The 14,465-nt window shown below is 43.5% G+C and carries 12 protein-coding genes; all 12 read left to right on the forward strand.

Translation table 11 applies throughout. From position 1 onward, the window contains the following. Positions 1 to 4 precede the first annotated feature (4 nt). The 12 genes from pbpB (at position 5) to CDO84_RS07275 (ending at position 14,347) form a co-directional block, all read left to right on the forward strand. Entirely contained in the window at positions 5 to 2,146 is a 2,142-nt protein-coding gene (pbpB, locus tag CDO84_RS07220) for a penicillin-binding protein 2B (protein WP_040083220.1), read from the forward strand. A 116-nt stretch (positions 2,147 to 2,262) separates the two neighbouring features. Next, positions 2,263 to 4,203 (forward strand): stage V sporulation protein D, encoded by a 1,941-nt coding sequence (locus CDO84_RS07225; protein WP_014663883.1) that lies wholly within the window; start codon positions 2,263 to 2,265, stop codon positions 4,201 to 4,203. Positions 4,204 to 4,378: 175 nt separating this feature from the next. Beyond that, positions 4,379 to 5,863 (forward strand): UDP-N-acetylmuramoyl-L-alanyl-D-glutamate--2,6-diaminopimelate ligase, encoded by a 1,485-nt coding sequence (locus tag CDO84_RS07230; protein ID WP_040083219.1) that lies wholly within the window; start codon positions 4,379 to 4,381, stop codon positions 5,861 to 5,863. A 111-nt stretch (positions 5,864 to 5,974) separates the two neighbouring features. Further along, positions 5,975 to 6,949: a phospho-N-acetylmuramoyl-pentapeptide-transferase gene (gene mraY, locus CDO84_RS07235; RefSeq protein ID WP_003238695.1), complete on the forward strand. Its 975-nt coding sequence runs from the start codon at positions 5,975 to 5,977 to the stop codon at positions 6,947 to 6,949. Beyond that, positions 6,950 to 8,305 (forward strand): UDP-N-acetylmuramoyl-L-alanine--D-glutamate ligase, encoded by a 1,356-nt coding sequence (gene murD / locus CDO84_RS07240; protein ID WP_040083218.1) that lies wholly within the window; start codon positions 6,950 to 6,952, stop codon positions 8,303 to 8,305. A 60-nt stretch (positions 8,306 to 8,365) separates the two neighbouring features. After that, a complete protein-coding gene (gene spoVE, locus CDO84_RS07245) occupies positions 8,366 to 9,466 on the forward strand; it encodes a stage V sporulation protein E (protein WP_014663887.1) in 1,101 nt (366 codons plus the stop codon). A gap of 120 nt (positions 9,467 to 9,586) precedes the next feature. Next, a complete protein-coding gene (murG, locus tag CDO84_RS07250) occupies positions 9,587 to 10,678 on the forward strand; it encodes an undecaprenyldiphospho-muramoylpentapeptide beta-N-acetylglucosaminyltransferase (protein ID WP_040083217.1) in 1,092 nt (363 codons plus the stop codon). Positions 10,679 to 10,709: 31 nt separating this feature from the next. After that, positions 10,710 to 11,621: a UDP-N-acetylmuramate dehydrogenase gene (murB, locus tag CDO84_RS07255; protein ID WP_014663889.1), complete on the forward strand. Its 912-nt coding sequence runs from the start codon at positions 10,710 to 10,712 to the stop codon at positions 11,619 to 11,621. A 129-nt stretch (positions 11,622 to 11,750) separates the two neighbouring features. Then, positions 11,751 to 12,542 carry a cell division protein DivIB gene (gene divIB, locus CDO84_RS07260; protein ID WP_014663890.1) on the forward strand — a complete coding sequence of 264 codons (792 nt, stop codon included), beginning with the start codon at positions 11,751 to 11,753 and terminating at the stop codon, positions 12,540 to 12,542. After that, the gene (locus CDO84_RS07265; RefSeq protein ID WP_014663891.1) at positions 12,539 to 13,234 is read left to right on the forward strand and encodes a DUF881 domain-containing protein; all 696 of its coding nucleotides are present in this window, start codon (positions 12,539 to 12,541) and stop codon (positions 13,232 to 13,234) included. The genes divIB and CDO84_RS07265 overlap by 4 nt, the downstream gene beginning before the upstream one ends. Positions 13,235 to 13,256: 22 nt before the next feature. After that, on the forward strand, positions 13,257 to 13,964 hold the full coding sequence (locus CDO84_RS07270) for a DUF881 domain-containing protein (RefSeq protein ID WP_040083216.1): 708 nt from the start codon (positions 13,257 to 13,259) through the stop codon (positions 13,962 to 13,964). 17 nt (positions 13,965 to 13,981) lie between these two features. Next, positions 13,982 to 14,347 (forward strand): small basic family protein, encoded by a 366-nt coding sequence (locus CDO84_RS07275; protein WP_003238683.1) that lies wholly within the window; start codon positions 13,982 to 13,984, stop codon positions 14,345 to 14,347. Positions 14,348 to 14,465 lie beyond the last annotated feature (118 nt).

The following is a 14,465-nucleotide window of genomic DNA, read 5'->3' on the forward strand; positions in this document are numbered from 1 at the left end:
TCAAATGCCAAAAAAGAATAAATTTATGAATAGAGGAGCAGCGATTCTAAGTATTTGTTTCGCTCTCTTTTTCTTTGTCATCCTAGGGAGAATGGCATATATTCAAATAACCGGAAAAGCGGACGGCGAAGTGCTTGCGACAAAAGCGACAGAGCAGCATGAAAAGAAACGGACCATCGAGGCAAGCCGCGGCTCGATTTTAGATCGAAACGGAAAAGTGATTGCTGAGGACACGGCGACGTATAAGCTGATTGCGATTCTCGATAAAAAAATGACCACTGATGTCAAGCATCCTCAGCATGTCGTAGACAAAGAAAAAACGGCGGAAGCATTGTCTAAAGTGATAAACTTGGACAAGGCCGACATCCTTGATATCTTAAATAAAGATGCAAAACAAGTCGAGTTTGGCTCAGCGGGCCGGGATATTACGTATTCACAAAAGCAAAAAATTGAAAAAATGAAACTCCCGGGCATTTCATTTTTACGGGATACAAAACGCTACTATCCAAACGGTATATTTGCATCTAATCTAATCGGCTATGCCGAGGTTGATCAGGACACAAATGAAATTTCCGGCGCGATGGGATTAGAGAAGGTGCTGGATAAGTATTTGAAGGAGCGGGACGGATATGTGACATATGAAAGCGACAAATCCGGCTGGGAGCTCCCAAACAGCAAAAATAAAATTACCGCGCCAAAAAATGGTGACAATGTATATTTAACCATTGACCAGAAAATTCAAACCTTTTTGGAAGACAGCATGACAAAAGTGGCGCAAAAGTATAATCCGAAAAAAATTATGGCCGCAGTCGTCGATCCGAAAACAGGCAAAGTCCTTGCCATGGGACAGCGGCCAAGCTTTGATCCGAACAAGCGCGATGTGACAAACTACTATAATGATTTGATTTCATATGCGTATGAACCCGGATCAACGATGAAGATATTTACACTTGCTGCTGCGATGCAGGAAAACGTGTTTAATGCGAACGAAAAATATAAATCAGGTACATTTGAAGTTGGCGGGGAACCTGTCAGGGACCATAATAGAGGTATAGGCTGGGGGCCGACAACCTATCATGACGGCGTCCTTAGATCGTCAAATGTTGCATTTGCGAAACTGGCGAAAGAAAAGCTGGGATATGACCGCCTCAATCAATATTTGCACAAGTTCAATTTTTACCAGAAAACAGGTATTGATTTGCCAGGAGAAGTCTCCAGCAAAATTAACTTTAAATATGAATTTGATAAGGCGTCAACTGCATATGGCCAAGCGTCTGCGGTCACACCAATTCAGCAGATTCAGGCCGCAACGGCAATTGCGAATAACGGCAAAATGATGAAGCCTTATGTGATTGATCATATCGTTGATCCCGATAAAGATAAAACCATCTATCAAAATAAGCCGGAATCAGCCGGAACCCCAATTTCTGCAAGCACAGCGAAAAAGGTGCGGGATATATTGGGAGAAGTCGTTACATCGAAGATCGGAACAGGGCAAGCCTATAAAATCGAAGGTTTTGATGTTGCCGGGAAAACAGGTACTGCGCAAATAGCTGGAAAAGGCGGATATTTAGACGGAACAGATGACTATATCTTTTCGTTTATGGGTATGGCACCAAAAGATGATCCCGAGCTTTTGATTTATGTTGCTGTACAGCAGCCGCAACTAAAAGCAGGACAAAGCAGTTCAGATCCAGTATCAGAAATCTTCAACCCAACAATGAAAAACAGCCTGCATTACCTAAACATAGAGCCAACTGAAAAATCTGACTCAGATAAGGAAGAAACAAAAGCGCAGACAATGCCTGATTTAACAGATCAAACGGTTACTGCTGCTCAAAAGAAAGCAAAAGAAGAGAATCTCACACCGATTGTCATCGGCAGTGATGTCGCTGTAAAAGAACAGTATCCGAAAGCGGATGAGGAAGTTCTCACCAATCAGAAGGTTTTCCTGAAAACGGGCGGCAAAATCAAAATGCCTGATATGACAGGGTGGTCTAGAAGAGAGGTTCTTCAGTACGGCGAGCTCGCGGGAATTCATATTGAAGTAAACGGCCAAGGCTACGCTGTCAGCCAAAGCGTTAAGAAAGACAAAGAAATAAAAGATAAAACCGTAATCAAGGTTCAGTTTAAAAATCCTGATTAAAAAGAAAGCTTGCGTTATGCAGGCTTTCTTTTTTTATGCCTTCAGAGGAGCCTCGTTCTACCTGTCCAATTTCAGGCATAAAATGAAACAAGCCTAAATAAGGAGTGAACGGTCTCTTGCGCGTCTCGAATGTAACGGTTAGAAAACGTTTATTATTTGTTTTGCTTTTTGGCGTGATCGTGTTTCTGATCATTGATACAAGGCTGGGGTATGTTCAGTTTGTGATGGGCGAAAAACTGACTTCGCTGGCGAAAGATTCCTGGAGCCGTAACTTGCCGTTTGAGCCGGAGAGAGGCGAGATTCTGGACCGGAACGGTGTGAAGCTCGCAACAAACAAAAGTGCGCCGACCGTATTCGTTGTGCCGCGCCAAGTACAGAATCCGATGAAAACGAGCAAGCAGCTTGCGGCGGTGCTCAACATGTCAGAAGAAAAAGTATATAAACATGTGACAAAAAAAGCGTCAATCGAAAAGATCACTCCTGAGGGGAGAAAAATTTCAAATGAGAAGGCGAAGGAAATCAAAGCGCTTGATTTAAAAGGTGTGTATGTTGCGGAGGACAGTATCCGTCATTACCCGTTCGGCAGCTTTTTATCTCATGTGCTTGGATTTGCAGGAATTGACAACCAAGGGCTCCTTGGACTGGAAGCCTATTACGACGATGATCTAAAAGGGGAAAAAGGTTCTGTTAAGTTTTATACAGATGCCAAGGGAAAGAAGATGCCTGATGAAGCGGACGACTATACGCCGCCTAAGGATGGGCTTGATATGAAGCTGACAGTTGATTCAAAGGTTCAGACGATACTGGAAAGAGAGCTTGATAACGCTGAGGCCAAATATCATCCGGACGGCATGATTGCCGTAGCTATGAATCCGAAAAATGGAGAAATCTTGGGGATGTCTAGCAGGCCTGACTTTGACCCTGCTGATTACCAATCAGTCGATCCGTCCGTCTACAATCGAAATCTGCCAGTATGGAGCACGTATGAACCGGGATCTACCTTTAAAATCATTACGCTTGCAGCAGCCCTTGAAGAGCAAAAAGTTAATTTAAAACGGGATCAATTTTATGATAAGGGGCATGCGGAAGTGGACGGAGCGAGACTGCGGTGCTGGAAAAGAGGCGGGCACGGGCTGCAGACGTATTTAGAAGTTGTACAGAACTCCTGCAACCCGGGGTTTGTTGAATTGGGCGAGCGCTTAGGAAAAGAAAAGCTTTTCAAATATATCAAAGACTTTGGTTTTGGACAAAAAACGGGGATTGATCTTCAAGGCGAGGGAACAGGCATCTTATTCCCTCTTGACAGAGTGGGCCCGGTGGAGCAAGCAACAACGGCTTTCGGACAGGGAGTATCCGTCACGCCGATTCAGCAGGTTGCAGCGGTATCTGCCGCTGTAAACGGAGGGACGCTCTACACACCTTATATTGCAAAGGAATGGATCGATCCTGTTACGAAGAAAACGGTCAAAAAACAATCACCAATCGCAAAGAAACAAGTCATTTCTGAAGAAACATCCAAACAAATCCGTTATGCTCTAGAAAGCGTTGTCGCAGAAGGCACCGGCCGCAATGCATTTGTGGAAGGATATCGTGTCGGAGGAAAAACGGGAACGGCACAAAAGGTTAAAGATGGAAAATACCTCGAAAACAACCATATTGTATCATTTATCGGTTTCGCGCCCGCCGATGATCCGAGTCTGGTTGTCTACGTTGCGGTGGATAACCCGAAAGGCACGATTCAGTTTGGCGGAACGGTTGCAGCGCCTATTGTCGGGAATATTATGAGAGACAGCCTGCCGGAGCTTGGTGTGAAGCCCCGGAAAAATCAAATCGAGAAAAAATACCAATGGAACGACACAAAAACAATAGAAGTTCCGAATGTTGTAGGGATGTCTGTCTCAGATCTTGAGTCACTATTGGTGAATCTCAATGTAGATGCTTCCGGGAAAGGAAGCAAAATCGTTAAACAATCGCCAGCTGCCGGAACGAAAGTAAAAGAGGGTTCGAAGATACGCGTGTATTTGACTGAAGAAGATGAAAAGGAGGCAGCCGATTGATTCGGGCTGCCTATTCTTTTATTGCAGAAAAAATGCTGATATCTTTCAAGATTAGCTGGATGTATCCTTTTATTTACGCTAAAATATGAACTGTATGCTTAAAATCATTACCACATCCTTTGATGTGACTTCAATGATAAAAAGAACGAATTAGAATGTTGAGAGGTTTGATACGATGAAACTTACAAAGCTGCTTACATACTTAACAACCGAACCTTCTGTAAACGACTCACAAGACCCTGAAATAACTTCAATTGAGATGGACTCCAGAGAAGTAAAGAAAGGGAGTCTTTTTGTATGTGTAAAAGGGTATACGGTGGATGGCCACGATTTTGCGCAAAAAGCAGTAGAAAACGGCGCAGCGGCTATTGTGGCAGAACGAGAGGTCGATGTGGATGTTCCTGTTATTATTGTCCGGCAGTCACTTCGCGCGCTCAGCGTTTTGTCTGATGCGTTTTACGGACAGCCGACGAAGAAGCTTCAGCTGATCGGGATAACGGGGACAAACGGCAAAACATCAACGACCCATATGGTCGATGAGATCTTGAAAAAAGCGGGAAAACGCACAGGCTTGATCGGTACAATGTACATGAAAATCGGAGACGAAACACTTCCAGTGAAAAACACGACTCCGGAAAGCGTCACGCTGCAGAAAACGTTTAAGAAAATGAATGACAAGCACGTCGACACTGCTATCATGGAGGTTTCTTCCCACGCCTTGTCTTTAGGACGCGTCCATGGCTGTGATTATGATATTGCCGTGTTTACGAATTTAACGCAGGACCATCTGGACTATCATAAAACGATGGATGAGTACCGGCATGCAAAAAGCCTGCTCTTTTCCCAACTTGGCGGGGCTTTCAACCATGAACATCCAAAGCGTGCCGTACTGAATGCTGACGATGAGGCGAGCGCTTATTTTGAAAAGGTAACAGCAGCGCATATCTCTACATACGGAATTAAAAACAATGCTGACGTGATGGCGAAGAACATCAATATCACTGCACAGGGCACAAGCTTTGATCTTGTGACAAACAAAGGCACGAAGCACATCACGATGTCTCTCGTCGGACAATTTAATGTGTATAACGTGCTGGCCGCTGTTGCGACATGTATTGCAGCAGGCATACCACTTGAAATCATCACTGAGGCTGTTGAAGAATTGCGTGGTGTAAGAGGACGTTTTGAATTGGTCAATCAGCAGCAGGAGTTTCCTGTCATTGTAGATTACGCGCACACACCTGACAGCCTTGAAAATGTGCTGGAGACCTGCAGAGACATGACAGAAGGAAAGCTATTTGTCGTTGTCGGCTGTGGTGGAGACAGAGATAAGACGAAACGCCCGAAAATGGCTAAAATTGCTGTGGAGCTGGCTGACGAGCCAATTTTCACTTCAGATAACCCGAGAAGCGAAGACCCTCGCGCGATTTTAAGAGATATGGAAGCCGGAGTAGAGAACGCATACTATCACAGTATTGCAAACCGCGAACAGGCGATCTTTTTCGCGATTGCCAATGCCAAAAAAGGCGACGTTGTCCTCATTGCAGGAAAAGGACATGAAACCTATCAGCAGATCGGAAATGAAACCTTCGATTTTGATGATGCTGAAGTAGCGGCGAGAGCCATTGTTGAACTCAATAAGAATAAGACGAATTCATAGGAAAGAGATGTTATTGAATAATGGAGCTTGAAAAGATTTTTCATATGGGAAAAAATCATGAATATGATAACTACGTATGTCGTTTGAAAGAAACAGGAGGAGAAAAGGACAATGCTTGAGCAAGTCATTCTGTTTACAATTTTAATGGGTTTTTTAATTAGTGTTCTGCTCTCTCCGATTCTTATTCCGTTTTTAAGAAGATTAAAATTCGGCCAGAGTATTAGAGAAGAAGGACCGAAATCACATCAGAAAAAATCAGGGACACCGACAATGGGCGGGGTCATGATTATACTTTCTATCATAGTGACAACTATTGTGATGACACAGAAGTTTTCAGAAATAAGCCCCGAAATGGTGCTGCTTCTGTTTGTTACGCTCGGCTATGGATTGCTTGGCTTTTTAGATGATTACATCAAGGTTGTCATGAAGCGCAACCTTGGATTGACATCAAAGCAAAAGCTGATCGGCCAAATTATTATTGCAGTTGTATTTTATGCGGTATACCATTACTACAATTTTGCGACAGATATTCGCGTTCCTGGAACTGACTTATCATTTGATCTAGGCTGGGCTTACTTTATTCTGGTGCTCTTTATGCTTGTCGGCGGATCAAATGCAGTTAACCTGACTGACGGCCTTGACGGCTTATTATCCGGTACTGCGGCGATTGCCTTTGGCGCCTTTGCCATTCTGGCATGGAATCAGTCTCAATATGACGTAGCGATTTTCTCAGTGGCCGTTGTCGGCGCAGTTCTGGGCTTCCTTGTATTTAATGCTCATCCGGCCAAAGTGTTTATGGGAGATACGGGATCGCTTGCATTGGGAGGAGCCATCGTTACCATTGCCATTTTAACGAAATTAGAGATCCTGCTGGTTATCATCGGCGGTGTATTCGTTATTGAGACATTATCTGTTATTCTGCAGGTCATCAGCTTTAAAACGACAGGTAAACGAATTTTCAAAATGAGTCCGCTTCATCACCATTACGAGCTTGTCGGCTGGTCTGAATGGAGAGTAGTCGTGACGTTTTGGGCTGCGGGACTGTTGCTTGCCGTTTTAGGAATTTACATCGAGGTGTGGTTATAAGTGGAAAATGATCAATTTTTACAGAATCAGCATTTTTTAATCCTTGGGCTTGCGAAAAGCGGGTATGCGGCGGCCTCCATTCTTCATGAAAAAGGCAGTTATGTTGCAGTCAATGACCAAAAGCCTTTTGAAGAAAACGAACCGGCACAAAAGCTCTCTGAAAAAGGAATCGAAGTGGTTTGTGGAGAGCATCCAGTTTCTCTGTTCGATCAGCATCAAATCACGATTCTGATCAAAAACCCGGGAATTCCTTATGAAAACATTATGGTTCAGGAAGCGGAGAAAAGAGGCATTCCGGTTTGGACGGAAATTGAGCTCGCTTACTACCTGACAAACGCCAAGTTTATCGGAATTACCGGATCGAACGGTAAAACAACCACGACAACGCTGATTTACGAAATGCTCAAAGCTGACTCGCAAAAAGCACTGATTGCCGGAAACATCGGCACAGTCGCAAGTGAGGTTGCCTATCATGCTGATGGGGACGAATGGATCGTTACTGAACTGTCTTCGTTCCAGCTGATGGGAACACACGCTTTCAGACCGGAAATCAGCCTGATTTTAAATGTATTTGACGCCCATTTGGATTATCACCATACACGGGAAAACTATGAAAAAGCGAAACAGAAAGTGTATCTTCATCAGACTGCCTCAGATAAAGCCATTGTCAACCAAGATGATGACACGGTTGTGCGTCTTGCTGAAGCTGGAAAAGCTGAAATGATCCCATTTTCAGCCAGCAAAACGCTTGAACAGGGCGCTTACGTAAAAGACAGTATGATTATGTTTAACGGCGAAGCCATTCTTCCTCTGGAAGAGGTTGTCCTGCCCGGCGCTCATAACCTGGAGAACATTTTAGCAGCGATTGCAGTTGTGAAAACGGCAGGTGCGTCCAATGAGGCGGTTAAAAAAGTGCTGACAAGCTTTACTGGCGTGAAGCACCGCCTCCAATATGTGACGACAGTGAATGGCCGCAAATTTTATAACGACAGTAAAGCAACAAACATTTTGGCGACAAGCAAGGCGCTTTCAGCTTTCGATAAGCCGGTCATTTTGCTTGCGGGCGGACTGGATCGCGGAAATGGTTTTGATGACTTGAAACCTTATATGAAACATGTCAAAGCAGTGCTTACATTTGGCCAGACGGCGCCAAAACTTGAGAAACTCGGCAATGAGCTGGGAATACAACATGTCAAACGTGTCGATAATGTTGAACAAGCAGTATCTGCGGCGTTTGCGATCTCAAATGAAGGAGATGTCATCCTGCTGTCACCCGCGTGTGCGAGCTGGGATCAATTCAAAACATTTGAAGAACGCGGTGACATGTTTATAGATGCCGTGCATATGCTTAAGTAAGGGCTTGTCTTGAAGTAAATCGGCAGCCCTAATGACTTTAAGCTTGGGGTGTCGATTGCTTTGACTACTAAAAAAACATCGCCTGATTTGTTATTGGTCATCATTACGTTATTATTATTAACAATCGGATTAATTATGGTGTACAGTGCGAGTGCGGTATGGGCGGATTATAAATTTGACGACTCATTCTTTTTCGCGAAACGGCAGCTTTTGTTTGCGGGAATCGGCGTCATAGCTATGTTTTTTATCATGAATGTCGATTATTGGACTTGGAGGACATGGTCCAAATTGCTGATGGTTATCTGCTTTTTCCTTCTGGTGCTTGTTTTGATACCGGGCGTCGGAATGGTGCGGAACGGTTCAAGAAGCTGGATCGGAGTCGGAGCATTCAGCATACAGCCTTCAGAGTTTATGAAGCTTGCGATGATTGCATTCCTTGCTAAATTTCTCTCTGAAAAACAAAAAAACATTACATCGTTCAGACGGGGGTTCATCCCTGCACTTGGCATCGTGTTTTCAGCATTTTTGATTATTATGTGCCAGCCTGACCTCGGAACGGGGACAGTAATGGTCGGAACTTGTATTGTCATGATTTTTGTAGCCGGCGCGCGGATCGCCCATTTCGTCTTTCTCGGGCTGATCGGCCTCAGCGGATTTGTCGGGCTCGTCCTATCGGCTCCATATCGGATTAAGCGGATTACCTCATACTTAAATCCATGGGAAGATCCGCTCGGAAGCGGATTTCAGATCATTCAATCGCTTTATGCAGTGGGGCCGGGTGGATTGTTCGGAATGGGGCTCGGACAAAGCAGACAGAAGTTCTTTTATCTGCCTGAGCCGCAAACAGACTTTATTTTCGCCATCTTGTCAGAGGAGCTGGGCTTTATCGGGGGAACACTTATTTTGCTCCTCTTCAGCGTCCTGCTTTGGAGAGGAATCAGAATTGCGCTTGGTGCGCCTGATCTGTACGGAAGCTTTGTCGCAGTCGGTATTATTTCAATGATTGCCATTCAAGTCATGATCAATATCGGCGTAGTCACGGGCCTGATTCCGGTAACAGGCATCACGCTCCCGTTTCTGAGCTACGGAGGCTCTTCATTGACTCTGATGCTGATGGCAGTCGGGGTGCTGCTGAATGTAAGCCGCTACTCGAGGTATTAACGAATGTTTTGCCTAGCGCCCTGTCTAACAGGAAGCTAGGAAACAATTGATGCGATAACCCTGTCCAACAAAACAGGGTTATCGTTATGTTATAGAGAAACTTAGACTGGGGGAAAAGATATGCGAATTGCAATAAGCGGAGGCGGTACAGGGGGACATATTTATCCCGCGCTAGCTTTTATTAAAGAAGTGCAAAGACGTCATCCTAATGTGGAATTTTTATATATCGGGACAGAAAACGGGCTGGAGAAAAAAATTGTTGAGCGGGAGAATATACCGTTTCGATCAATTGAAATTACAGGATTTAAAAGAAAGCTGTCATTTGAAAACGTCAAGACTGTGATGCGTTTTCTAAAGGGCGTCAAAAAGAGCAAATCGTATTTAGCGGAATTTAAGCCCGATGCTGTGATTGGAACGGGCGGTTATGTATGCGGGCCGGTGGTTTATGCCGCTGCGAAAATGGGAATTCCGACTATTGTCCATGAGCAAAACAGCCTGCCTGGCATCACAAATAAGTTTCTTTCAAAATATGTTAATAAGGTAGCGATTTGTTTTGAAGAAGCAAAATCACATTTTCCTAGTGAGAAAGTTGTATTTACGGGAAACCCGAGAGCTTCTGAAGTCGTCTCAATAAAGACGGGCCGATCAATGGCTGAATTTGGGCTTTCTGAAGAGAAAAAAACCGTTTTAATCTTTGGCGGAAGCAGGGGTGCAGCACCGATTAACCGCGCTGTCATTGAGATGCAGGATGAGTTAAAAACAAGAGACTACCAAGTGCTGTATATCACCGGTGAAGTTCACTATGAAAAAGTAATGAATGAGCTGAAAAGCAAGGGTGCAGCTGATAATATGGTCACAAAGCCGTTTCTTCATCAAATGCCGGAGTATTTAAAGGCCATTGATGTCATTGTGGCCAGAGCCGGTGCGACTACGATTGCCGAAATTACTGCTCTTGGAATTCCAAGTGTCCTGATCCCGAGTCCATACGTGACAGCGAACCACCAGGAGGTCAATGCGAGATCTCTCGGCCAGCATGATGCGGCGATTGTACTGAAAGAAACAGAGCTCAGCGGGGAGAAGCTGATTGAAGCGCTAGACCGGATTGTACTGAATGAGCAAACGTTAAAGGAAATGAGCGAACGAACAAAGTCACTCGGTGTTCCTGACGCGGCTGCCCGTCTATACAGCGTACTCGAGGAATTGAAAAAATAATAGAAAAGCAAATGGAATGCGGAGGTTTACGATGGAGAAAGTGATACAGGAATTAAAAGAACGCGAAGTCGGCAAGGTTCTTGCAAATGAACCGCTCGCGAATCATACAACAATGAAAATCGGCGGACCTGCGGATGTATTGGTCATTCCAAGCAGTGTAGATGCTGTTAAAGACATCATGGACGTGATTAAAAAATATGATGTGAAGTGGACAGTCATCGGACGCGGATCAAATCTTCTTGTTTTAGACGAAGGAATAAGAGGCGTAGTGATTAAGCTGGGTGCGGGTCTTGACCACTTGGAGCTTGAAGGGGAACAAGTAACCGTCGGAGGCGGTTATTCAGTGGTCCGCCTTGCTACATCATTGAGCAAAAAAGGCCTGTCCGGTTTGGAATTTGCTGCCGGCATTCCAGGATCAGTCGGCGGAGCGGTATATATGAATGCCGGCGCTCACGGTTCTGATATGAGCGAGATCCTCGTCAAAGCGCACATTTTATTTGAAGACGGTACGATTGAGTGGCTGACAAATGAACAGATGGATTTCAGCTACAGGACATCTGTATTGCAAAAGAAACGCCCGGGCGTTTGCCTTGAAGCTGTTTTGAAGCTGGAGCAGAAGGATAAGGAATCAATCGTTCAGCAAATGCAAAGCAATAAAGACTATAGAAAAAATACACAGCCGTATTCAAGCCCATGTGCGGGAAGCATCTTTAGAAATCCGCTTCCGAATCATGCCGGGAACCTTGTTGAAAAAGCAGGCTTGAAAGGATATCAAATCGGCGGTGCAAAGATATCGGAGATGCACGGAAACTTTATCGTCAATGCGGGGGGAGCATCAGCAAAAGATGTACTTGATCTTATTGACCATGTGAAAAAGACAATCCGTGAAAAATACGAGATTGATATGCACACAGAGGTTGAAATCATCGGCGGAAATCGCTGATTCAAGTTCTGACTGAAGCTGTTCATATGATATACTGTAAGCAAACGACAAACGGCATCATAGTATGCCGTTTGTTTTGGAATAGACAGACTTTTAACAGCTGTTTCATTTGAATGAGGTGAACAGGCAATGAACCCGGGTCAAGACCGAGAAAAAATCGTTAACATTGAAGAGCGGATCCCTAAAATTAAAGAGCAGAGGAAACAGAAGGCAAACCGCCGTCTCATTTCATTTATTATGCTCTTTTTTATTATGGTGCTGGTCATTGTGTACCTGCAAACGCCAATCAGTAAAGTATCAACAATCTCTGTTACTGGGAATGAAAATGTATCTAAAAAGGAAATTATCGACCTTTCCGATATTAACAGCGGAGATACTGAGTTTTGGAGTTTGGACAAGCAAAAAACAGAAAAGAAGATTCAGCAAAATAAATTAGTGAAAAAAGCGGAGATCAGCAAATCGCTTCCTAATAAAATCAACATTGCAATCGAAGAATATAAAGCGATTGCTTATTTAGAAAAAGACGATGTGTACTACGAAGTGCTTGAAAACGGCTCAGTTCTGCCAAATGAAGTAACACCGGATGATGCCGGGCCGATTTTGGTGAATTGGACAAACGCGAAGAAACGCTCTCAAATGGCCAAGCAGCTTGATGAGCTGTCAAATTCGCTAAAACAGTCGATTTCAGAAATTTATTATACGCCTGTAAAAATGGATGAAAACCGTATTAAGTTGTACATGAACGACGGTTATGTTGTCACCGCGTCTATTAAAACCTTTGCAGACCGAATGAAGACGTATCCTTCTATCATTTCACAGCTTAGCAGCAATAAAAAAGGAATTATTCATTTAGAAGTTGCCACCTATTTTGAAGAGTTCGGAAAGAACGATAAAGCTGCCAAAAAGGAAGATGAAAATTGAGGGGCAAATCAGCAGTCCTTCTTTCCTTGATTATGCTTATTGCAGGCTTTTTGATTTCATTTTCTTTTCAAATGACAAAAGAAAACAACAAAAGCGCGGCTGAGACGGAAGAGTGGAAAAAAGAATATGCACTAAGAGATGAACTTCTGAAACAAGAGAAAGAAAATAGGAAGCTTGAAAAAGAATTATATCAAAAGCAAAACAAAGTCCGCCAGGCGGAAAATAAGCTGAAGAAAGAGAAGACGGAATACTATAACGTCCTCGAAGATACAGAAAAATACAGGATGTATATTGGGGAAGTCGGCGTGCAGGGAGAAGGCGTTGAGGTGACATTGGAAGATGCGTCATACATACCGGAAGGGGAGAATGTGAACAGTTATATCGTTCACGAAAGCCATATCTTCCAAGTGGTAAACGAACTGTATATCTCGGGAGCAGCTGCCGTCGCCGTAAATGGACAGCGGTTGACGCATGATTCTTATATCAAGTGCAATGGTCCTGTTGTAACGGTAGACGGGGTGCAGCATCCCGCTCCGTTTACGATATCTGCTATTGGAGATCCGGATGTCCTGCTGCCTTCGTTAAATATCGCAGGAGGCCTGATCGATCAGCTGTCACTGGATCATATTTCTGTTTCGGCAGAAAAAGAGAAAAACGTACAAATGAAACCGATTCTGAAAACGAAGGAATGACTGAAAAAGCGGGTGAAACAGATTGAAAATAAAGCGTTCCTTCATAAGCATCAGTGTGCTTATGGTCATCTTCGGCCTGATGATTTCTGTTCAGTTTAATTCATTAAAACACCCTCAAGTCCGGGATACAAGAGATATGTGGGACATTAGGGAAGAGCTGACATCAGAGCAGAAGAAGCAGGAAAAGCTGCTGGCTGAAATAAACAAATATGATAAACTGCTGAATAGCTATTCGCAAACGAAAGAAATGACAAAAGAAACCGCACTCAATAATACTTTGCAAACCTTAAAAAAAACAGCCGGCATGACCGATATAACAGGTAGCGGAATTGTCATCACTATTTCCCCGCTTTTTTCTGAAAGCTTAACAGGAGAGGCGATCGAAAATCCGCCTCCGGATTTGCTGAAAAAGCTGATGAATGAACTCAACTTCTTCGGTGCAGAGCATATCTCAATTAACGAGCGAAGAGTTGTGAATCATACAGTCATCAGAGATATCAACGGCACAACAAAAATAGACGGGTACGCTCTTGACAATTATCCTTTAACAGTAAAAGTGCTTGCCAAAGATCCGGACATGTTGTACAGCAGAGTGAAGGGGTCAGGCCTTGAGGATCTTTTTGCATCTGAAAATTTAGCATTAAAAGCCGGTAAATCTGAAAGCAAACTAACATTAAAAGCATATGACAGACCATTGGACGTACAACAGCTGAAACTGCTTAAAGACTGAAAAGGAGGAGAATTGTCATGTGGCTGCCCGTGTTGGGACTGGTGCTCGGAATAGCGATTGGACTGATGACAAACTTAACGATACCGAGTGAATACTCAAACTATTTATCGCTTGCGGTGCTTGCCGCACTTGATACATTAATCGGCGGAATCAGGGCGCATTTACAAGGTACATATGATGAAATGGTATTTGTTTCCGGTTTCTTTTTTAATATTATATTGGCAATAAGTTTAGCTTTTCTGGGAGTCCATCTTGGTGTAGACTTGTATTTAGCAGGTATATTCGCTTTTGGAGTCAGATTATTTCAGAATATAGCCGTTATCAGAAGAAATCTACTAACAAAGTGGACTCTTTCTAAAAAAAATAAAAAAAATGTGATATAAAAGAGGATATACATAGGATATAACGAATATTTTCAATAAACATAAAATGTGAATAGCACATAAAAATATTCTGTTGTTATTTTTTGTTACACACTTGTAAAGCCACATTCATTGTATT

This window comes from Bacillus sp. MD-5, from assembly GCF_002201875.1.
Lineage (GTDB): Bacteria > Bacillota > Bacilli > Bacillales > Bacillaceae > Bacillus > Bacillus stercoris.

What these genes read in the sequence shown, in the direction of transcription:
- pbpB (WP_040083220.1), top strand. Translation starts at nt 5, where the DNA reads ATGCCAAAAAAGAATAAATTTATGAATAGAGGAGCAGCGATTCTAAGT.
- CDO84_RS07230 (WP_040083219.1), top strand. Translation starts at nt 4,379, where the DNA reads ATGAAACTTACAAAGCTGCTTACATACTTAACAACCGAACCTTCTGTA.
- mraY (WP_003238695.1), top strand. Translation starts at nt 5,975, where the DNA reads ATGCTTGAGCAAGTCATTCTGTTTACAATTTTAATGGGTTTTTTAATT.
- murG (WP_040083217.1), top strand. Translation starts at nt 9,587, where the DNA reads ATGCGAATTGCAATAAGCGGAGGCGGTACAGGGGGACATATTTATCCC.
- murB (WP_014663889.1), top strand. Translation starts at nt 10,710, where the DNA reads ATGGAGAAAGTGATACAGGAATTAAAAGAACGCGAAGTCGGCAAGGTT.
- divIB (WP_014663890.1), top strand. Translation starts at nt 11,751, where the DNA reads ATGAACCCGGGTCAAGACCGAGAAAAAATCGTTAACATTGAAGAGCGG.
- CDO84_RS07275 (WP_003238683.1), top strand. Translation starts at nt 13,982, where the DNA reads ATGTGGCTGCCCGTGTTGGGACTGGTGCTCGGAATAGCGATTGGACTG.